The sequence below is a fragment of the Nostoc sp. 'Peltigera membranacea cyanobiont' 213 genome, assembly GCF_002245975.1.
Classification (GTDB): domain Bacteria; phylum Cyanobacteriota; class Cyanobacteriia; order Cyanobacteriales; family Nostocaceae; genus Nostoc.
In genome coordinates this window covers 1-22,099 of the sequence record NZ_NOLI01000129.1, presented here as the reverse complement: position 1 = coordinate 22,099, position 22,099 = coordinate 1, and the positions used below count along the sequence as shown (strand labels likewise).

The following is a 22,099-nucleotide window of genomic DNA, read 5'->3' as shown; positions in this document are numbered from 1 at the left end:
AGCTATGGTAATGCAACTCAACCTGGATCGCCCCACATTAGCGACCAGTTACAGATGTCCGCCAACAAAAAATTGCGGACTGTGTGGCGCGATCGCTCAGATATTCTTGCTCATCTAGAAGAACGTAAAATATTCTGAGGTCAATAGTCTATTTTTAGCGTTTGCGATCGCCCACAAATTTTTCAGGCACAATAATTAGTATATAAGGCTAATGCTGTCTAGACTTAATCTTAGTTTTTGGAAATGCCTGCGGGTGATCGCATCCAAGAAATAATTTGATGCTGCAAAAGTATCAAATCCCGCTTTACAAAAGACTTAATAAACGGAAAAATAGATCCTAAATGGGTTCTATAAGAAATAAATTTAAAATTTTAAGAGCTTGTTTGAGATCACAAACTTTTACTCAATCATGTTAATATTTAGTATTTTTATTGGTGCTTCTTAACTATAATTCTTTCAATAATTTCTTCTGGTAGTCTATAAAAGTAGGCAATCTCACTAATAGTAGCAGCTCGTAGCTCAAACATATTCCTAATCTCCAAAATTTGCTTATTATTAAGGATTTTTCCATCCAAATTATCTAGATTTGTACCAGATGTCTCTGGCTGATCAAACTCATAAATTCGTAACCCTTCCTGAGATGGAAGTGTGCCTTGCACATAGGCATACTCAACCCAAATCAATGCTTCTTCACTACGATTCTTGCCTACAGCACAAAGACGGTAATGCCTTCTTCTGTGGTAACTACTAAACTGCCTTTTTGGTTGAGTACTACTGACTAATTCTTCTTGTTCAAAATTATCAACTTTACCTATTTCGCCAATTAAAAAAACTCCTGTTTTACAACTTCGCTTACCACATATTTTAACTAGTGAGTATCCCTGTTTATCTAGCTTTAAAAGTGCTTTACTCCTTGTATCTATATCATCCGATTCTAATTGTTTACGTAAAATATTGGGAACAAATCTAGGTATTTGTTCTGAAATTTCTTCAGTTAAGCGATAATTAGTTATGTAAAATATAGCATTAATAACTAACTTTAAAATTTTTAATATAAATTTATTATATTTATTATCATGAAATTCCTCAAATTCATAGAATAAAAAATCGTTCAATAATTCTATATTAAAATCAATATCAATCTTATCAATTAAATTATTTTCTTGTAGGTAATTAAATATGGCTTTTTTTTGAGAAGCAGAAGAATCTATTATCTCCCAGTCTAAAGCTTCTCCAATAGTTATATTTGGATCAATTAAAGGAATTTTTATAGAAAGTGCTTCGGTTGGATACTCAAGCCAATTATCACTCAGAATTGGAAATTCGGGAGAACCAATTAATGCTAATTCAAACCCCCCGCTAGCTATTTCTTTTACATATACTCCTTCCAAGTAATATCTATTGATTTGCTTAGTTTTCGTTGACAACGAATATACAAATTCACTGTTAACCACATGTCCAAGTTCTAACTCTAAGTCCTTTTGCAAGCCAAAATGTAAATAAAAAGCTGGATATGGCAGTTTGACATCCCGTAAAGGAATGTTTTCTATATTTGTATTCTTAAAAGACTCTAATAAACATTGAGGAAAATCAAAAATATTTTTACCTAAGTTATAAAAACTCACAAAAGCTAATGCCAACTTCAATTCATGGAGAATGTTGGCTCTCCAAGTGTTGACAATAGGTGAATTTTCATCATCAATTATCTCTGTACCTAAAAAATCTGGATTAAGAGCTTGATTTGGAACTTCTATAAAAGTTTTTTTTAGATATTTTGCATAAGTTGTATTACCAGGGGTGTCGCATACTATCTCAGTAAAAAAATCATAAAAATCAGTTTGTAACGTACTAGCATTAAACATATCTGCTGAAGGTGAAATAGCAAAATCTGCTAGTTGGTCAGCGTATATTTTTTGATATTTATTGACAAAATTAGGTAAATACTTGCGAACTACAGCATACCGATAAGGAAAATATTTTTGTTGTCTTTGAAATGCTTTAAGATCCCTAGAATCTATTCCAAATAAAGAAGAGGTACTCATATGTAATTTAAATTAACAACCTTTTTCTACCACAAATATTCAATACCCCTTTTAATCCCTAAACGGAAGTTCAAAATAAGCTTTTATTTTGTTAAAGGGATTGATTAATTATAACATAATTCAGGCTTGTACTTAACGACGTTGTACATGAGGTGTTAATTGGTAAATAATGTTATTCCTTGAAGGTTTATCCCACAGAAATTACGTTGTCCTGCTGCATACCTCTGCAATACTTCTTCTGCTTCCATGCTTATATTCTCCTTTGTTAACTTTCTTTAGGTAGCAGAATGCTAACAAAGACATCGGAAATTAAACAATTTTAGATAAATTATGATGACGGTTTTGTAAGATTTTTACTTATGGTTAATTTACTTAATTTCACAAATAAATTTTCATCTAACTATCTCAGTTCTAATTATCCGATGACTTCTGTTTATTAAGATTTTTAGTAAGTTGTACAATCCAGTTTGGAGTCTCTGCATTTTCCCAACCAGCAGGGCGCTTAGAGATATACCAGCCAATTGAACCAACAATTGTAGCTAGTAGAAAGCCGCCAAGTATTATTGCCACCAAAGAAATTTGGATATATTTTGTATATGTAGGATTAGTTGCTATCTCGATAAGGACTAACATTTAAGATTTCATCTCCTGTAAATACACCCACTCTAGCGATATCAAATTAATAAATGCTGGTTAGTCTTAACTAGTAATGACTAAAAAGGAATTTCTTTCTTAATTCAAAATATTTGAGTAAAAAAATTATGAGTAATATTTTTTTGTTAAATATTCTTAACTAGCTATAAAAAATTATCTTTTTACATTACTATCCAAACTATCAAATACAGATTAGCATTGAATTCCCAAACTCTCAATGCTGGGGTGGGGGATGAAAAAGTGAAAGATTATTTCAGCGCCTATGCCAGCAAAAAAATAAACAACCAGAAAAATCCAGCCATCACGTCTGACCTTCTTGAAACGCTAACTCCAACGAAAACGGTAAACACCCAGGATTAGCAGCTGCCCACTCGTTGGCTTCTGCAATTAGGGTTTTGTTACCTGAATCGAGATAGAATTGCATTTTGGCACTCTGCTCCAGTCTTTCGCGTTCCCTGCCTCCTATCAAGCGTCGCGCAATTAGGCAGTACTCTCTAGCTACACGCTTGGCGTGGGATGCTGCTTGGAGTCGCAACTTAGTCAGATTCTTCAATTCTGATAAAGCGAGAGTTGCTGCTGAATCGCCTGAAGATATACTTTGCTCGCTAACTTCGGCTTTTTGTGACGCTTCAGACGGCACAATTGCAGATGTAGGTGCGGTAGGTGGAATACTGGCAGAATTGATTAATAAGTTTTTATTATTATAATTCTCAGTCGCGCTGGGGGTAGAGAGGTATTTAAAATCCTTATCTGAATTACTTTGATTAACGTTTTGAGCCGATTGTATAATATTTGGAGAAACTAATAAATTATCAGAATTATTGACACCTGAAGTTAACGACAAATCTTCTGGTTGTAATAAATTCAATTCTTCAGAATTAAAATTAATTTCGTCAGATTCATCTTGTAGCTGTGGTACAAAAAATTCTCCTTCAGACTTAGCAACTTCTTCAAAACTTGCTACTGCCAACTGCCCTGTAGGGGCATCGGCAGCAGGAGGTAGGCAATTACAAAAAACCTTCATATAAAGAGAATGACCGTCATTCTGGATTTGATAAGGGTTTTCAGCACTTTGTTTTGCAAATGAGTTTTGAAAGCTATTAAATTGCCCGTCATTGCTTGATTGATAAGGGTTTAAGCTATTTTCTGCCCACGGGTCTAAGATGTAGCGTGTGGGATGCCACAAATGCAAGTGCTTTTGTAGTGTCTCTTGTGAGATAGTTTTGTGAAAGCGGCGTTTATACTCAGCACGTATCACTTTCCCTCGTTCAGTAGCACCTGCTGGGAACGCACCATCCCACTCTATTGCCCTTACTACTATCTGGATGCGTTTTTGGGCTTGTTGGCTGCGTTCCCAGTTCTGTTGCTTACGACGGTCAAATGGGATTACGTTATCTTTGGGTTTATCTATGTTGCTAATGCCTGCTATGGCTTCTGCAAAGCTGTTGGCGAATGTACCCAACAACCTTTCGGGATAACTAATGTAGGCGCTGTACCATTTGTTGCGAATTGTGGATTCTACCCAATGCCTCACTCTCGCTTCGATTTCGTGTTGGTGTCGGCAATATTGGCTGTAGCCTGGGGCGTTAATTGCGGTAGTAAGGCAAAATTCGACTAATTTATCACTCTCTAAGTCTAAAAAGACGATTCCGTAGCCTACAAAGATTTGTAGGAGGGTGTTTGTTTGTCCTTTTCCTGTCCAGCCTGTGGTGATGATTTCTTCCCAGTTGGCACGCCACTGTGCAACGTCAGCAGATTCTTGCTTGCGATATCTCTCCCGTGAAATTTGTTTTTTGGCTTTGTTCGCTACCCGTTTTAGTTTAGTTAAATCTTGCCGACTGGCCGCGCGATCGCAATAATCGAGGAAGATAGAAACTGAGTCGCTAATTGGTTGTAGGTCGTCATTAAGTAAAAATGACCCGCTACCCGGTTGCATGGGGCAACGAATGGCTTTGTAGTTGGTTATTTGTTTGGCACTATATAATTTGGTGTTGGGGAAGATTTCTAGGTGTCCTTGGCGGAGGATAAAGCCTGCGTTTCTTAAGGTAATCTCTAGGGCGCAGGCTAGGGGAAAGGTGGGTAGGGGGGATGCGAAGCTTAGGATCAGGTGATAGCCGCCACTAAAGCTGGACTGGAGGATGATGATATCGACTATGCCGATGTCCTCTAACGCTGCTTTGATGCGATTTATGGATTCAATGTTATGGTAGTCGCCTTCTAAGTCTAAATCGATTGTGGCGTAACGAGTTGTGTCGTTAAAGCGCAGACCTACTAGTTTCGACTTGTCCTGGTGCAGGTTCCACAGTTGGGAGGGTTGGAGGTAATAATCGATAGTGCGCCATGCTGGTTTTGCACCTTCTACTAAAGAAGGGGCAATTATCGCCCCAAATGGATGCCAAAAACGCTCTACGTAGCGTTTACCCACGGATTCTGCGGGTAGGTGGGGTTTGATTTTCTTTTTTGAAGGCTGTGAAAGGCTTAATTGGGGCTTGTTCTCGACATCTGAAGAGAAATTTTCTTGGTACATGAGTGACTGTCCTGATGATTTTTGTGCATCAGGTAGTCTCGCTGTTGGTCAAAATGTGTTAGCCTAAATTTGAAATTTTATTTTGAATTAAGCGGTTGGTTATCCGCTTGTTGGAGGCGACTGGTAATCGTCTCATGGTTGAAAGCAAACAAAGGTTTATACTTGTTTAGGCTTAGACATACGTAGGCTTAGACTAGCATTTAGTCCAACACGCTTCACCAACAACAATGCGACTACCCAACTTTTTTTTGGTAATTATTTAAATGAGGCAGTTCTAGCGAAGTTGTCACTAAATCGACAAAAGAGTTTTGGGATAACAATGCAAAGCTAGTAACACCCACAAGCGTCACCCCACATTGGCTCTTATTAGTACAACTGGTGAAGATGAAATTACTCATACTCCACCACCGAGTTAAAAAACAAAAAACAGTCAAATATCTTTATACGAGTTCAGCACTCAAAAAAGTTAACTTGTACTGTAATCAGTATTGAGATGCTAATCTAGTAAGTAATGTTAAATTGTGGGACAAATTCTCTACTAAATTAGCAGCCCACAGCTACCTATGCAGCACAAATTTTATCCTTTTTTCTATTTGTAGAAACTTCCATTGCTTTCATTTGGGTCTTATAATCTTCCCACGTTTTTTCAAATACGTCAGACTCATACATCCGCAATAAAACCTCCTCTTTATCAGTTAAATTCGGAAGTTTCAACAACTCCGTCAAAGACACTTGAACTGGGAAAACATCACTAAACTTTTGCATTAAGTGAAATATTCTTTTTCTCTGTGACGCAGATGGTTCATCTTGCAACTCTGCATCAATCTGTCGCGGACGTAAATTCACAATTTCTAGGTTCATATTCACTAAATTCCTTAATCCAAACACAACAAACTCATTAGTTATACCAATAACCCGTCCCACAATTTCCAACTCGGGCCGCAGTCTCTTCTTGAATTGATATACTTGGTCAAGCTGGAAACGTCGAAACGGATTGCGTTCGCCATTTCGCATCCAAGCAATACCATCGCCTATACTACCTATCTCATCTGCCTCCAGAAGGTCTATTACCTGGTTACAAATATCTTGATTGCAAACAAACTTGTATGCTGCATCAATACTCCGGTTAAATTCCATCTCCAGTGCAACAACTGCCTTAAATTTTTCCAGTTCTCGTAATTGAGAAATTAATTCAAAAACTTTCTTACCCTTGTGATAACTACCAACACTTATATTTAGATTCTCCGAAACCTCCTGAATCACTCGCTTGCCCTTACCTAATTGAGACTTACTCTCATTTACCGAATGATTCAAATTTGAATCATTCGATTGATTCAAACGACGAGCGCTTTCCCTCTGTCTTTCTTTCGCTTGGGGACGAAGTACGCTCTCCCAGTACTGCCCCTCGTGAAATTTCTGGTAATGAGTCTTCCCACCTTCCCGGTGGAGATTAAAGTCAAGCACTAGTTTCAAATCTTCTTCAGGCGAACCAGACTCGACAAATTCCACTTTTACAGTGGAAATCCCTAAATGGCGAGCTATTTGCAAGCGACACTTACCTGCCAAGACTATATTGACACCAGTACGTGCAGATACTTTTAAAGATTCAAGAATCCCTTTTTCAGAGATACTTTTTTCTAAAGCTGGACGATCTTCATTCTCACCATATATTTCTATCAGCTTCGGATGAACAACCAACTCCGCAGGAGAAATATATACAATTACCGGATTCTGCACAAGAGACATATTTATACTCCGGGTCACAAATTGTCACTCAACAGATAAGTTCAATCTTGAAAAACCTAAGCAGAAAGCAGAAAAATCTTAACCAGCAAGACTTATAGCACTTTCATACCTTGGAAAAAGTGACAATTTTAAAAAATAATTAAATCTTGTAAATAGCAAAGGATTAACTACCAGAAAAACTCAAGGGAGAGAATTTTCTCGCGCAGTAAACTATTATTCCCAACCCATTGAAAACCAATACGACTGAAGAGATATTTAGCGCACTAGCATTTAAAAAAAAGCATCTATCTAAAGATAGATTTGTCAAATTGGGTAAACTCATGATATGATGGGTCTAGATAACTAAATTGACAAAACAAAGTTCCGTCCTGTTTTAGTAACAGGTGGGGTTGTTTTTTCCTCAAAGCCCTGCTGCAAACAGGGCTTTGAGTGAATATTTAGGAAAAATGAACTCTACAAAAAAAGTATATCAGACTTCATCCGATTTGGCAAAATTGTAGGTTTAAGCGGGGTAAATACTAAAATGCCTCATATTCAAGTATTGAATCCTATTGAAAAGCAAGTATTAGAGAATATAGCAGCCACCGGCAGCGATGAAATGATCAAGAGAGCAAACATCCTGCTAGAGCTTAATCGTGGGGAAAATCATAAAAATATAGTAAAAAAACTTGGTATAGCGAAGCAAACAGTAACAAACTGGAAGAAAAAGTGGACATCAAGTACCATAACATCGGAAACCTTGGAAGATGCGATCGCAAAGATAAATAATGTATTAGGTGTGAACGCAGGCAGACCTAAAAAGTGCAAGAGCGCAGAGGCGAGCAAAATTGTCGAAATCAGCGAATGGAGCAAGAACCGAAAACCCAGTCGTTCAAAGCACCATTACCATATGCAAGTTGCTGAAGAAGCTACTCGCAGGGGGTTGCCAGCACTATCGCCAAGAAGTATAGGTCGGATCTTGGAAGCGCAACCCTAATAGCATCAAGCTCAAATCAAGCTAACGGGCAATCCTATCTTTTCATTACGCCAAAATAACAACCAAGTCGCCGAAACTGTCAAGTTAAAAGGAATGCCTGAATTGTCGCCAACAACAATTGGTTGCCTCCTATAAGCAAAAGGAGCAGTAAGAAAAATTGATAATTCCCTTAAACCATTCCAACCACTGGGATGGTTTAATTTTTGCATCTATCATAATTCAGTTAAAATACATAACGTAGTACAATCAAGCGTTGAGTAACAAGCGAATAGCACTAATACCACAGCAGTATATTTAGCAACATTCAGATTGTGTTGGTTTAATGGAAGATTTATCGCGCCAAAGTGAGTCAGGCAAGGCAAATCGAGAGAGAATAGGTTTGATATCGAAAATTACCCTTTTCGCGCCCAATGCTATGTCTGATACTCCATATTCTCCCAGACGGGCATCCCCAAAAGCAAACGATGATACCGGATTTGACTCGGCGGTAGAGTCATTAAAAAAATCTCTCTTAGCCCCAATTGAGCGGTATTTTGCTGCAACGGAGGACGAACGGGATGTCATCGCTTTGATGCTCGCCAATATTCGCGCACCCAGCACCCGGCGCGAATACCAGAAAGATTTGCGGAAATTTTTTGTGGCGATGACTGGTATTGAGCCGAATTCTGACAGCGTGTTGGAGTTTTTGCACCTCACCGAGAAACGGGCGGTGGCGGTGGTGTTGAAATATAAGGCCAAGCTACTGGCTATTGGGTTGAAGGAAGCAACGGTCAACCGTCGCCTCAGCAGCATTAAATCGCTGGTGAAGTTTGCCCGCAAGCTAGGTGTGTGTAGCTATACGCTAGAAGATGTGGAGTTGGAAAAGGTAAAAGCATATCGAGATACCTCTGGGGTGGATGCCCAAACCATCGATAGTGTAATCCAGCTAATTGAGCGCTCAACTGTTCACGGTCAAAGAGATTATGCGCTGTTGCGGCTGTTGTGGGAAAATTTACTGCGACGCAATGAGGTGAGTCAATTAAATATTAAAGACTTCGACCCACACGAAAGCAGGTTGCGGATTTTGGGAAAAGGGCAAGGTACGAATGATGAATGGGTAAAACTATCAGTAGCAACAGTTAATGCTATCTGTGATTGGTTGCAAGTCCGAGGCAATATCACCGCCTCCTCACCCTTATTTATCGCCCTTGATAACCGCAGCAAAGGGCATCGCCTCACTGGGGACGGCATACGCAAAATTGTTGTTAATTATTTTGATGCCGCTGGTGTAAAAAAGTTAATGTCACCCCACCGCATCCGCCACAGTGGGATTACAACTCTTTTGGAAGCAACCCAAGGGGATGTGCGAAAGACGCAAAAAGTCAGCCGTCATGTCAAGCTAGATGTGCTGATCCAGTATGACGATAACCGTAAACAAGGTCAGTCAGAGATGACAAATTTGTTGGCAGATATGATTGACTAAATGGATGCGTTAGCCAGGAAGTCACCCCCTGATTTGGCTACAAAAGCGATAACAGGCTTTGCTCAAATTGTGCGTGCGCCAACGACTCCTGAACAACTCCAACAGTGGCTAACTAACTGTTGCAGACAGTAGTAATCTGACTGCTTTTTGGTAGAGGCGATGACCTCCGGTCGGTCGGAGACCATCGTCTCCGGCGGGCGCACTCATGCGCTCCAAAATGATAGTGTCAAGGTAGTTATCAAGATGGATGACACGCTCACTCAGTCGTGTCCAGTCCAGATTTACCTAGACATTACCTAGACATGAGCCAAACAGGGAAAAACAAGAAACTGGCATCTTTTAACTGCGACCAAAAGATGTGGGAGCAGTTTATCGCCCGTTGTAAGTCGAAAGGGACGACGGCAACAGCCACGCTGACCCAATTTATCGAACTCTACCTAGATGATATAGATAACCTTGATGCAATTGGTGGCGATAATTTAGATAAACGCTTGGACTCTAAGATTAAGGCAAGTGTTGAGGAATACCTAGCTATTAGTAACAATAGTAACATAGATCCTACGAATGAAACGATATTAGCTATTTGCTCACGACTTGATAAGCTGGAGTCACAATTTTCAAGTGAATCTAATAGCAACGAAACCGAAGCAATCCATAATCTCGCCGATTTAGAAGAAAAAATTGAGGGGATAACAGCCCGAATGACACAGTTTACTGAGGCGATTATTAAAATTCAAAATCATCTCAATAACCAACAAGGGCGGGGCAAGAAATCGTACTACAACAATTCATCCTATCAAGGGCATACTCCCCGAATCCAACCGTTGACGGAAGAAGGTTTAGCTTCAAGACTTGGTGTAAGCGTAGAAACTATACGTGAGCAGCGAAATAAGCTGCACCCACCGCTTTTTGTGGCATGGTGCAAGGGGAAGGATAAATCGGGTATGGGATGGGAATTTAACGAAAATACGGGATCATATCATTCGGTAAGTTAGTATTTTTATTAATTTTAAATACACCTACACACTTGTTGATTTTTGGCATAACACCAGCTTAATTTCTCTCACGAGTGCTAGAATTTTTTTTGTTCAAAAAAATAGCAGCTTTAAATATTAATATTATTGAAAGCGTAATAAATATTCTTTTGTACTTAGGAGATAGTTAAGCGATCGCTTTCTGCCTCACCACTTCTCAATCACTTTTAGTCCTGATTTTATTGTTGGTATAAAAGCTGTCTGTACTATACTCGTCAAAGTTCTAAACAGGTTTCTGTGCCACAGATACCACTTAAGAGTACTTAATCGATTAGAATTACCTCATGTTGTTGCTCTCTCAAGTATTTTCATGAGTACCAGCCGCTATCCCCAGAATTGGAAAGAAATCGCCACCTCTATCAAAGAATCTTTTGATTGGCGCTGTACTAGATGCAATCGCGTTTGCCTGCGTCCTGGACAAAAGCCACCAGAGCTAACTTTATCCCAGCGCCGAGTCTATACACTTCAGGTACACCACTTTAATTTTGATCCTTCTGACAATCGCTTAGAAAATCTTGCCCCGTTATGTAGTGCTTTATGTAGAATCCACGTCGTAGAAGCCTTGATGTGACTGACTTTTGTTAAATTCTTCTACAACGTAACCTCTGATAACTCCCTTTTAACAAAGCAGAAAAATTTACAAAATGTAACTAGTTTTTTTTGACTCATTACCGCACTTTTCAGTGCCTAATTATTAAAATCACTGTGTTGGTTAATAGAGTCTTGCTCCCAGCGAAGCAAAAACATGGTTGAGATGACTGTAAAAATTGCCTACGAACTTGACAAATGGCTTCAATCGAAGTGGCAAAGAGATACGCGATTCTACACCTTAACCCAATGCCCTTACCTATTTGGAGAGTGGACGATCACTAAAACTTGGGGCAGTGCTATCTATCGGGGGTTTGGCAAGTCAAAAGATTTAGATTGCCCTGATTACCAAGCCGCGTTAATAACTTACTACAAACTGCAAGAGCGAAGGGAAAAGCGAGGGTATAAAAGAGTTGACCCTGAGTCAAGATATTGATGAATCTTCATCTAATTCCATTTTCGCTTTAGCTATTTGCCAGGAGAGTAGTTCATAACCTGATGAAAATTTATCATTGTTTACTCTAACCTGAATTTCTCCTTGCTGTATGGGTAAATATTTTTTTGGAACATCCTGACAGAAACCACCTTCAATAGCCTGACAATACCAACGTTCAAACTCATCCTCAAGAGGAGTCATCGCTTTGAGAGGAACATTAGGTTCAGCTTCATCACGAATCATTGCCAGCAAGCAAGCACCAGGATTCTCAATGCTATTATGGCTTCGGTATTGCTCAAAGGCGGATATTGCCAACTTCACTCTCTCTGGCTCGTGTTTGGCTATTTCCTGTTTTAATCTAACACCGATTTTGATGCCCATTTCGGTAATTAAATGAGTAATTTCTTGAGATATATTCTTGAGTTCGCCATTATCAGACTTCTTAGGAACCGAGTTCAGAGAAACAACTTTTGGAGATGACTCAGGTGTGGTCAACTGCTTAATTTGTGTTCGCAGACGTTCACATTCGGACTTCAACTCGAAGATTTCAGCGACATGACCCCTCAAGTTCTGATTCTGTCGCTTTAATTCTCTATTTTCATCTGACAGTTCTCGAATCCGTTGCTTGAATACTTCGCTTAGAGTTTTGAGGCTATGAGGCCCAGGTTGCTTCGACTCTAATGAGTTGAGTTGCTGTGTTTTTTGCGACTGTAAATCATGAATGTATTCAGTTAATTCCGTCCATTTGTAGAGGTAAGAAATCGAACAACCAGCGACTTGAGCAATGTTAGGGAAGGTCAAGGGTTTACCGCTTTTTTTAATCTCTTCAATAGCGCGAAACACTTGTTCACGTTTCTGCTCTTTTCGCTTTTGTTGGGCTGACCGAAGGACAGCAGTCTGTTTTTCTCGATTAGGTTGCTTCGCCATTAGCAACTTTCCTCAAATCTGATAGCCATTCATCCATTGCTTCTAGGGTAGCCTTGGATTCTTCATAGGCCAGGGCTGCCCCAGCTTGTTTAGCTGACTCCATGCGTTTGTGTTCTCCAGCATATTGCCGTTCATAAAGGGGTAATTTGCTCGTACTGGGGCGGAAACTACTACAGCCGTAACATTTGGGGTAGAGATTGTAGATACAGTTTGTTTTGGGGTCAAGGGTGCAGTGGCCATAGACCACCAGACGAGGTGTAATTTCCAGGTCGAGTTCGTGAGATGAAGGGTTTTTGAGGAGGCTTTCAGGTAAGGTTTGCCAGGGGAGGAAGCGGTTTTGCGAATTCAGCAGCAGCTCCTGAAAAGGTAAATCTACTACCGCTACTTGCTCCCTAGTGGGAGGCGCATAGTGCTGAAATGTCGTTTCACTACTGAGGTGGTCAGCATAGAGTTGAGCTGCTTCCATTCCATGTTTAGCCCTCACTTCTTGCAGGCGACTAGCGCGGGTAATCTTACCTGTAAAGTAGGGTTTTTGACCATTGCTATCACGGATGTCTTCTTGCTCTATCAACAGACGAATAAGACGAACCATTGGATTTCCACTTGCTGTTACTTGCGGGGAATTGGGTAATGGTTTAAGACTAGGAAACGAGGGGTAAGAACTCTGTTTAATACTTCTAAAATGACAAAACAGATAGGGGTAATCAGAGTCAAAGTTTTTCCTAATCCATTGCTGTTGTTGTTCAATGACTTGTCTAATTTCACGAGGGGCAGGTAGTCTGTGCCATCGTTCCACTTTATGCTGATAAAACTTGATATACCATTGACCATTTTCTTCAACTAAACAATTAAAAGCCATCTGACAGATATCTGCTGGACGAGCAGCTGTATATTCTTGCACCAAGTAGTGACGAGCAACAGGAGCAGGGATTTTGTCAAGATGCTGTTTAATCCTTTGACGGGTGATTTCATCCAACCAATCCACATCCTGAATGGTCTGTTTAGGAATATCTCGATGACGAACTAAGTTTTGAGATTCTAATCCGAAAAAATCAAAAAAATCTTTGAGGTTATATAGCTTTTCTCGAATGGTTCGACTACAGTTACTTTGGTTGAGGTAGAGAAAGGCTAAGATTAGTTCCCGGCTAATCTCAGGGAGGTGGTGGATATTATTTGGCTTCAAAATTTGACTAAACTGACGCAAAGCCACAAGAGAATTCATCGGTTTTGCACTAGCAGAAAACCTACCTGATTTGAGTAAAGAATATAGATATTGCTTGACTAGGACGCGAAACCACTCAGGTTTAATTGACTTAAAGTTAAGGATTTTCACAGGTGAGTTTTTGATAAAATGGCGAAAATCCCAAACATCATCATCAAAACAGAAATTCAATAAAGTTTCTTGTTGTTGATACCCAACCCAACTGCCATAACTTGTGGCGTTAGGGTGAAAATTTATGTGGCAGAAGTAACAGCGACAATTACTCTGGCTGCTAGTTGTTTGAAAGGTCTCGTAAATCCACCCTTTCTGTCCATCAGGGCCAATTTGATGGCACAGGGGATTAGGGCAAACTAAATGCTGGCGATAACCGTGAAACTGAGGTGGAACTTGACAACAAAGCAGAGTCTTAAGGGAGCAAGAATTACATCCTAGTTTGAGTTGACAACTAAGTCCATCGTCATAATGAAATTTGCTGATTTGTCCCTGATTACACTGAGGACAAATAAATTCGCCAACATACTGTTCTGCCCAATTGACTGATAGAGTTCCTTGAAGAGTTTGGTGAATGGAAATTGGTAAATGTTTAAATTTACCAGTCAGGTATGTTACTTGATGACAAAAATCACATCCCAATCTCAGTTTGCAAACAGATCCTTTCGAGTAAGAAAATCTGTTGAGTTGTCCCTGATTGCACTGAGGACAGATAAACTCACCAGCATAATCTGTCTTCCAATTGACTTGTAAAGTACCGTTAAGGGTCTGGTGAATTGAGATAGGTGGGTGTTGAGGAACTTCACAAGTTAAGTTGGTTATCTGAGAGCATAAATCACATTCGAGTCTAAGTTTACAAATTGGTTTTTGAGAGTGATGAAAATTGTTAATTTTTCCCTGATTGCAGTTGGGACAAATAAACTCGCCAGCATAATCTGTCTTCCAATTGACTGACAAAGTACCGTCAAGCGTTTGATGAATTGAGATGGGTGGTGATTTTGTCAGTTGGCAAGAGAGGGGAGTGGATTTGTGGCAAGCTTCACAGCTTAATTGAATTTGACACAGTGTTGTCTTGTCGTAATAAAAATGGCTCAATCGTCCGCGATTACAAAGGGGACAAACGAATTCGTGATTATAGTTATCTGACCAATTTACTTGTAAATTACCGTCAAGGGTTTGGTGAATTGAAATCGGTGGATGCTTGCGTTTACCCATTAGTTTTCTGCCCTTGAAGATGTTGTAATTCTGACAAGCCATCAAAACGATTTTTGATTAAAGCTAATAAGTTAGCAATCTCAGTCACTCGTCTTGACTGTCCATCTTTTTGAGCTTGAATTAGGTCTTGCTGCAAGTAGTTTAAGTCAGCTTCTAACTGGGATTTATCTTCGGGCGTTATCCGATGATGAGGACAACTTAAACAGGCATAGCGATGTTGACAATCTCCTAACATGGTTGGACGATGACATTCTCCCAGAGGTGTACTAACTTTGAGGAGATTAGCTAATTTTTCATACCTAGTTTTTCTCGGTTTAAAAGAAGTAACTCGACCATACATATCCACATAACCTTTGAGATTAGCTTCTTTTTCTAACCTGATAAGCGAACGCTGACGATAATGAGGTAGCATATCTAAGGAACCGTGACCTAGTACGGCGGCGATATACTCATCCTCTACCTCACAATGAGCCATAATGCTGGCTTTGGTGCGGCGAAACATGTGGCTAGTTAGTTTAAATCTGTTGCCATGTTTGTCTTTTAAGTCTGCTACTTCTCGAAAATTAATTAGCCAGTTACTAATTCTCAATCTGGTAATTGTTTGGGGTTTATAGAACAGTGTTGTGTCTAATTCTCTATCAGCCCAAGGAATACTTTGATGATGAGTATAAACGGTACAAAATAGTTTATCGAATTCAGAATCTCTCCCAAATTGAGCATCAAGAAATCTCTGCTGTTCTTGAACTAATTCAGCTACTAGAGGATGAATCTGAACAAACCTCCAGTGTTTGCGTTTTTCAACCCAACGTAGTAAGAACCATTTGTCACCTTCCTGTTTCAGGCTATGGCGTGGCATAGTGAGAATTTCTCCAATGCGGCAGCCTAACACCAATTGCAAGCGAAAAAGTCTTTCAAGTGTCGGGGGGAATAAGTCAAACTTTTCGTAGATTTGGTAAAGTACTTCCTCTGGAATTGTTTCAATTTTAGGAGATTTTTTTTTGAGTTTAATGGGGGTAAAGGCAATTTCCAGCCATTGTTCTTCTTTCCAAAGATTGAGGGCGTAAGTAATCGCATTCTGACGATTACCGCTATTAATTTCGCTAATAAATTGATGGAGGAGTGCTTCTGTCAAAGATTGGGGTTGTGTATATCCATACTTACATAAAAAACGATCTAAATGGTTTAAACAGCCAACTCGATGAATAATCCGACCGAGGGAATATCGCTCTCGAACGCTGGCTTTAATGGTTAGTTGAGTCAGCCGTTTTAACCAAGGCAGTGAAAACTTGTGAAAGTAGAGATGATAATGTCCATTAATTCGGCATTCTTCTTGGCTATAACCCAATTCTAACAGTGACCAAACATCTTGATTCATCAAAGGATCATTAATCCACTGTCTTCCTAACTCAGAAAGTGCAATTCGCTCCTGTAATGCTTGCGGTGCAAATGCTTCTGCCATTAATTTTCTTCTTCTCTTAAGTATTGGTCTAGGGTCATTTCATCGAGAACATGACTGTAAATGTCTTTCGTTGTGGCAATTGAACGATGTCCTAAAAGCTGTTGTACATATTGGTCAAGATAATTGTCTTGCAGCATTCTAGTAGCGAAGGTATGGCGAAATAAGTGGGGATATGCTTTAATTCCTGTTCGTTTGTGGAGTTGGTCAAATAGTTTATTTAAGCGAACTAAGGACATCGCTTGCCCTACCCATTTACTTGATAAATTGACGAATAACATCCCGCCTCCCAAAGTTTCGGCTTGAGGCGGATATTCTTCTAGTAAGTAGGCATGAAAGGTCTCTTGAATAGCTGAACGATGGTAAATAATGGGGATTTCTCGTTCTCTTCCTTTAGCCATTGCGCGATTAGGATTGTTTTCTCTGCGTACAATCCGAATGCGTCCGCTGAAATCTAAGTCCTTGACATCTTCCAAATGTAATCCTAACAGTTCTCCCCGCCGCACTCCTGTTGAGCGCAGCAGCATGATCATTAACCTGTCTCGATAAGTTGTACAGGCGTTGGCTAAGGTTGCGACTTCTTCATCTAATAGACAACCACTGAAGAGTTTCGGTTCTTTTATTTTGATGCGTTTGCGTTTATCAGGATTGCTTTTAGCGATTCCTCTAAGAAAGCCTCCTCGTTTTCCCCAACCATGCGCTAGTAGAGTGAAATGTTTTTCTTCAATCCTGCCTTCAATTGTGTGATAGGTATAAAATTCTTGGATGGCGGTGACTGCTTGATTGACAGTGCGAGGACTTCTTTTGGCAACAATTTCTCTAACATTTTCACCAGATTCTTTAACTTCACCACCTAGCAAGTACCAATTCACAAAGTCTGCTAATTCATTTAACCCAACGTCATACCAGTTGAGAGATTTGGATTCTAGCCAGCGCCAAAAGTCTACCAGTCGATAAGCGTATGTACTTACTGTATTCGGTGCTAATTGTCGCTTTCTACAGTAGTTCAAAAATCTTTGGATTGGCTCTATGGGTAAGCAGGTTTTAGGGTCGAAGACACAGCTAAATCGTAACTCTGTGTGAGGGGATATCGCCCATTCTACCTTGGTCATTTTCTACGTTGTGGAAATTAATTTGTTTCTACCCTAACGTAAAAATTAGGGCTGTTGTTGTTGTTCTTTCCACGTTGTAGAATTGGTTGTTGTTGTCTATATAAAGTGGTTGTCATCTTTACTACCATCGATTCCGACGAGGCAATATTTCTCCTGGTCAATTGTCATTGTTCAAATGAATGATGCACAAACATTACAGAACCTTGATGAACGCACCCTGGCACTACATGAAGTGTGATAGCGTGAGTGTAATATCTGCGCTTTCACACTCACGCTATGAGAGTGCAGTTGCGGGAGCAAACACTTGTCGGTCAGTTTTAGGACTGCGATAGCCCAAAGGGCTGACTCCCTCCGGGAGGGGAGCATGGTGGTTGATGAGAGTGGGAGCGGCAAAGCAGATGAGCGCGATGGCGTACCCGCCCGCCTTCTTGCGATCATATAAACACCTTTGCCACTGTTGTTGGTAATCTTCAGCCTATTTTAGCCCAAGTCCCTACCTTTATTGAACGGGCTGTTATGAGTGCTGATCCAGAAGAAGAGGATGTTTTAACTTAGTATTTTTATGATTTTCAAATCTTCTCAAAACGAACCGTTCAAAGCTTCATTTTGCCGTGGCATATTGACGTTTTGAGCCTTAAAAATGATTTTAAAAGCAATATCTCTCGCTGACTGCTTCAACACTTGCAGATAAGCAACAGCATCATCACGTCGGCGGAATCTTTTCACAACAATATTTTCTTGATTGGGAATATCACGGACAATACACCACGGTTTTAATTGCTCAGAATAAGTCATATTCTACCCCTTAAAAATGCTGTAAAATAACCATGTTATGTGCTTTAAAATCGCCAAATTTTACCTTAAACGAGGAGGTATACTCAAAGACAGGTCAAATTGATATTGACAATTAGAATTATGCGTGCATTAGATTTATTGGACAGATATATAGCGTTCCGACTAGAATGAAATATTGTGTACTGAGTCTGAAAACCTTGCAGGACAAAGTTTTTGTTTTAAAAACCTTTCAGTAATCAAACCAGATTGCTATATGTAGAATAGAAATGTTATTGATATCAAGGCGAATGAGTCAGACATAGCAATTGCCAAAGTTGTTCGGGAACTTCTTCAAAATGTTCCAGTAAAAAGTCCATGAATGCCAAATGTCGTAAATCATTAGGCTGAGGATAGCGTCTAAACTTACCTTGCTTAAACCAACCTCTGACCGTAGAATCGGAACGACAGCATATTAAGGCAATTTGTTCATAACTCACATCCCATTTGGCATAAAATTCTTCTGGTTTCATACCAAATTCCCAGTGACTGTAGAGTGAAATTAGATGAATTTCTCTTGCCCCTAAAATCCGGGGATTAGACATTAATGCACCTCAAATATGTAAATATTAAAACTCATTTTTTACATCAGGTATTTGTTAGTCACAGAGTTTATAGACACACCAATAAAACCCAATTAAGCGGGTTTTAAACTCTTGATTCACTCTAAATCTGCGTAAGCAGATATAGTTAAAATAGTTCCGTTATTTATAATGGCTAGAATACCGATTCAGGAATAGCCAGAAATAGTGGATAGGGTGAAATACGCTTGGGTTAAGCCTTTTTTCTCCCCCTGCTCAAGAACAGCCCGCCCCAACAGATAAATGTCCTTAACTAAACGGTATTGAGATAGGGCGGGGATAGTGCTTCGGATCAAAAACGAAACGCCCTCTAACCACATTTTGCACGAGCTATACTGTGAGGAGGGCAGTTGAGTTTTTGACAAATCTTCTCAGAATAGCTTTACTGCGAATCCAACTTCAGTCGTACTCGGCAAGTTGGGATAGTTCACCAGCTATTTGATGTTTTAATATCTAGAACAACTGGAATAGGACTGAGAAACTTTTGGGCAGCAGCAACCATACAATTGTGTAATATATTGCTAACTTGCTCAACTTCAGTCTCTGGACATTCCAGTACAATTTCATCATGTCTTACACAGATGAGTTTTGTTCTGAATTTAGCTAATGGAATTGAAAGTTTTACCATAGCTAATTTGTTGATATCGGCATTTAAACCTTGGACTGGATGGTTAAATAGCTCTGATAGTCGGGGCTTGTTTACCCATCTCCGTCGTCTATTTGCTAGTGTACGACTTTCCTTAATGCCTTGGATGTATTTACGTTTGATGTTTTCATGCCACCTAGCTATTCCAGGATAAGCTTCAAAGAATCGTTTAGAGAAAGCTTTTGCTTGTTCTAATGTCATTGCTACTCCATATTTTACTTGGGCGTAAATTTGGAGTTTGGCAGCGCCCATACCGAAAATCAATCCAAAGTTTATTGCTTTTGCTAGTCTGCGGTCTTCCTCAGTCACTTCATTGATATGTTTTCCAGTTACTAGAGATGCTGTTAATCGATGTAAGTCAGCCCCCTGGCGATAGACTTGGCACATCTTTGTATCACCACTAAGCCGAGCCATAATTCGTAGTTCTATTTGGGAGTAATCGGCTTTGATAATTTTATAGCCGGGGGCAGCAATGAAGCAGCTACGAGCGGCTTCATCACGGGGAATATTTTGTAGAGGTGGTTTGCGGCAAGAAAATCTACCGGATTTTGCCCCTAATTGATAATAGTTGGGATGAATTCTCCCAGTTTTGGGGTGGATATGCTGGGGTAGTTTATCGGTAAAAGTGCCGATAATTTTGGATAGACGGCGGTAATCTAGCAATGCTTGAATTATGGGATACTGTGCAGCTAAAGAAACTAATTTACTTTGATTAGTTGAGTTAATTTTGATCCCAATAGCTTGTAAAGCAGCCAAAACTTGCTGAGGTGAATTCGGGTTTACTGCATCTGTCAGTTCTGGCAGCAATGACATCTGAGAGCTAGCAATACGGAGTTGCTTGAGTTGGCTTAAAGCATCTGTTTTTTCAGCTTCTAGTTTTGCACCCAGTATCTGCCATCGGGACAAGTCAAATAGCATTCCGTTAAGTTCCATTTGAGCTACAACAGGCATACACTGAAATTCCAGTCGGGCAATTTTGAGTAACTTTGCCTGCTTTAACTTCTTGAGGAGAATTGGGTAAAGGTCAAGTAATATGGCAGCATCTACGGCAGCATAGTGCAATTGAACCTTGGTAAGAGGTTTACACCAATCACTAATTTGTTGAGTTTTATCTAGTTGAAGGTGTAGTAGCTTTTTAACTATATTTTGTAAGGATGAGCTTGTTTTTAATCCTGCGGTTATAACTTTATAAGCAAGTTGGGTATCAAAGAATTGACCAGAGGGTTGAAGTCCTGCGAGTGTGAGAAATTGCCAGTCGAACTTGGCATTATGTGCAATTTTGACAGCAGAGTTACAAAGCAGTTTTTTGAGCAGTTGGCGATCGCTTTTGGGAATAGCTGGTAAATCAATCAGCACTACTGGATGGTTTGGTGCAGCTATTTGAATCAGTCTAATAGAATCAGTTAGAGGGTCAAGTCCTGTTGTTTCACAATCTATGGCTAAAACTTCTGCCTGAAACAGAGGTTGGAGAGCATAATTAAGAGTTGAAACATTGGAAACGATAGTATATTCTGGAGTATAAATACTGGGATTATTTGTATTTATTAAGCTTGTATTCATAATGAATTTAATTTGAATTTATCACCTAGAAGCGATAGCTTGTATATGTACAAACTTCAAAATATTTAGTTTTATACAAAGATTTGAAAACCTATTAAAGAGAGGTAATACTATAGCGGTGTGCAGTTGAGGGAGATACAAAAACTTTGCTGGAAAGATTGTACAGCAAGTACTTTTGTCTTCTCATCCGAGCGATAACCGCCATATCGATATTCCTCTCTTTATATGATTAACTGACTTTACGTTTACCTGTTTTTGCAATGTTAGAATGCTGAATATTCTCTCGAACAGATGTAAAAGCAGTAGGAGCCAATTCTCTAATAATGGGTGTGACAATTTCTGGTGCCAGTTCTAAACGATGCTTAATCTGTGCTTGCAACCAGGCTAAAGGAACACATTTATTGTTGACTTTTTGTTTGATAATTAAGTCAGGATTGGATTTTGAAGCTTTTTTTATGGCAGTGGCAATTTTTCTGGCTGTCCGTAAATCAATTTTGTCTACATCAATGCTAACAAAGTTGTTTGGTTGAGGTTCTGGTTTTGATGTAATTCGGTTAGTTGATTTATTTTTATTTTCCAACTTGAGAGATTTCTTAATATCACTAGATTCAAGGTGTGATTGCTCAGATATTGTGTGGTTAATGTGGTATTCGATGTTGAGTATAAATTTCTGCCAGAGATTGACTATTTCCACAACGAAATCAACGACCATTACAATGGTATATAAGGCTGTAATTCCAATGATGAGATGAGTTAAAACTTCTTGAATTTGTTGAGTATTCATGATGACTAACTTGAAAATTTATGTTCATAATTAAAGAAGCGATCGCTTCCATTTAACAGAAAAATCCTCAGATGAAAATTTGAATAGACTGAGGATTTTTTTTAAATTCAGAACAAGCTAATTTGCACAGTTGAATTTGATGAAGGTTTAGGAGTTGGAGTGCTTTGGGTCGAGTCTAAGTTAGACTTGGTATTGACATGACGCTTACCCCATCCTTCTTGTGCTGCGTGTTTAAGGGACTTCCAAAGAATAAATTAATCAACAAAAACCAAGAATCCAATTTTAAACAATAATGATAATCATTTTAAG

General features: G+C 39.4%; 18 protein-coding genes. 5 read left to right on the top strand and 13 right to left on the bottom strand.

Going from position 1 to position 22,099, the window contains the following annotated elements; genetic code table 11:
- Positions 1-428: 428 nt before the first annotated feature.
- From CDG77_RS26525 to CDG77_RS26510, 4 genes are all read right to left on the bottom strand, one after another.
- Positions 429-2,042, bottom strand: a complete 1,614-nt coding sequence (locus CDG77_RS26525; protein WP_094332282.1) for a hypothetical protein — start codon at positions 2,040-2,042, stop codon at positions 429-431.
- Positions 2,043-2,453: 411 nt separating this feature from the next.
- Positions 2,454-2,675, bottom strand: a complete 222-nt coding sequence (psb35, locus tag CDG77_RS26520) for a photosystem II assembly protein Psb35 (RefSeq protein WP_094332281.1) — start codon at positions 2,673-2,675, stop codon at positions 2,454-2,456.
- A 322-nt stretch (positions 2,676-2,997) separates the two neighbouring features.
- Positions 2,998-5,223, bottom strand: a complete 2,226-nt coding sequence (locus CDG77_RS26515; protein WP_094332280.1) for a hypothetical protein — start codon at positions 5,221-5,223, stop codon at positions 2,998-3,000.
- 561 nt (positions 5,224-5,784) lie between these two features.
- A complete protein-coding gene (locus tag CDG77_RS26510; protein ID WP_094332279.1) occupies positions 5,785-6,969 on the bottom strand; it encodes a hypothetical protein in 1,185 nt (394 codons plus the stop codon).
- Positions 6,970-7,492: 523 nt separating this feature from the next.
- On the opposite strand from CDG77_RS26510, the gene CDG77_RS26505 reads away from it, so the two are divergent.
- Complete coding sequence (locus CDG77_RS26505; protein WP_094332278.1) at positions 7,493-7,945, top strand: helix-turn-helix domain-containing protein; 453 nt, start codon at positions 7,493-7,495, stop codon at positions 7,943-7,945.
- Between the two features lie 11 nt (positions 7,946-7,956).
- On the opposite strand, the gene CDG77_RS26500 is transcribed toward CDG77_RS26505, so the two are convergent.
- The gene (locus tag CDG77_RS26500; protein ID WP_094332277.1) at positions 7,957-8,154 is read right to left on the bottom strand and encodes a hypothetical protein; all 198 of its coding nucleotides are present in this window, start codon (positions 8,152-8,154) and stop codon (positions 7,957-7,959) included.
- A 206-nt stretch (positions 8,155-8,360) separates the two neighbouring features.
- Here CDG77_RS26500 and CDG77_RS26495 point away from each other — a divergent pair, with 206 nt between their 5' ends.
- The 4 genes from CDG77_RS26495 to CDG77_RS26480 all read left to right on the top strand — a co-directional run bounded on the left by CDG77_RS26495 (position 8,361) and on the right by CDG77_RS26480 (position 11,465).
- Entirely contained in the window at positions 8,361-9,407 is a 1,047-nt protein-coding gene (locus CDG77_RS26495) for a tyrosine-type recombinase/integrase (RefSeq protein ID WP_317615937.1), read from the top strand.
- Positions 9,408-9,673: 266 nt separating this feature from the next.
- Positions 9,674-10,402, top strand: coding sequence for a hypothetical protein (locus tag CDG77_RS26490; RefSeq protein ID WP_223269989.1), 729 nt, complete (start codon positions 9,674-9,676; stop codon positions 10,400-10,402).
- Positions 10,403-10,751: 349 nt separating this feature from the next.
- The gene (locus CDG77_RS26485; protein WP_094332275.1) at positions 10,752-11,012 is read left to right on the top strand and encodes an HNH endonuclease; all 261 of its coding nucleotides are present in this window, start codon (positions 10,752-10,754) and stop codon (positions 11,010-11,012) included.
- A 183-nt stretch (positions 11,013-11,195) separates the two neighbouring features.
- Positions 11,196-11,465 carry a WGR domain-containing protein gene (locus CDG77_RS26480; RefSeq protein ID WP_094332283.1) on the top strand — a complete coding sequence of 90 codons (270 nt, stop codon included), beginning with the start codon at positions 11,196-11,198 and terminating at the stop codon, positions 11,463-11,465.
- Here CDG77_RS26480 and CDG77_RS26475 read toward each other — a convergent pair.
- The 8 genes from CDG77_RS26475 to CDG77_RS26440 form a co-directional block, all read right to left on the bottom strand.
- Complete coding sequence (locus CDG77_RS26475; RefSeq protein WP_094332274.1) at positions 11,454-12,392, bottom strand: DUF6262 family protein; 939 nt, start codon at positions 12,390-12,392, stop codon at positions 11,454-11,456. The two genes, CDG77_RS26480 and CDG77_RS26475, sit on opposite strands and share 12 nt — an antisense overlap.
- Positions 12,376-14,820, bottom strand: coding sequence for an integrase (locus CDG77_RS26470; RefSeq protein WP_094332273.1), 2,445 nt, complete (start codon positions 14,818-14,820; stop codon positions 12,376-12,378). The genes CDG77_RS26475 and CDG77_RS26470 overlap by 17 nt, the downstream gene beginning before the upstream one ends.
- The gene (locus CDG77_RS26465; RefSeq protein ID WP_094332272.1) at positions 14,813-16,279 is read right to left on the bottom strand and encodes a tyrosine-type recombinase/integrase; all 1,467 of its coding nucleotides are present in this window, start codon (positions 16,277-16,279) and stop codon (positions 14,813-14,815) included. The genes CDG77_RS26470 and CDG77_RS26465 overlap by 8 nt, the downstream gene beginning before the upstream one ends.
- The gene (locus tag CDG77_RS26460; protein WP_094332271.1) at positions 16,279-17,388 is read right to left on the bottom strand and encodes a tyrosine-type recombinase/integrase; all 1,110 of its coding nucleotides are present in this window, start codon (positions 17,386-17,388) and stop codon (positions 16,279-16,281) included. Before CDG77_RS26460 ends, CDG77_RS26465 begins: the two co-directional genes overlap by 1 nt.
- A 579-nt stretch (positions 17,389-17,967) precedes the next feature.
- A complete protein-coding gene (locus CDG77_RS26455) occupies positions 17,968-18,183 on the bottom strand; it encodes a hypothetical protein (protein ID WP_094332270.1) in 216 nt (71 codons plus the stop codon).
- Positions 18,184-18,461: 278 nt separating this feature from the next.
- A complete protein-coding gene (locus CDG77_RS26450; RefSeq protein ID WP_069069453.1) occupies positions 18,462-18,764 on the bottom strand; it encodes a hypothetical protein in 303 nt (100 codons plus the stop codon).
- A 463-nt stretch (positions 18,765-19,227) separates the two neighbouring features.
- Entirely contained in the window at positions 19,228-21,006 is a 1,779-nt protein-coding gene (locus CDG77_RS26445; RefSeq protein WP_094332269.1) for a bifunctional 3'-5' exonuclease/DNA polymerase, read from the bottom strand.
- A gap of 229 nt (positions 21,007-21,235) precedes the next feature.
- Positions 21,236-21,790: a hypothetical protein gene (locus CDG77_RS26440; RefSeq protein ID WP_094332268.1), complete on the bottom strand. Its 555-nt coding sequence runs from the start codon at positions 21,788-21,790 to the stop codon at positions 21,236-21,238.
- Positions 21,791-22,099: the final 309 nt, after the last annotated feature.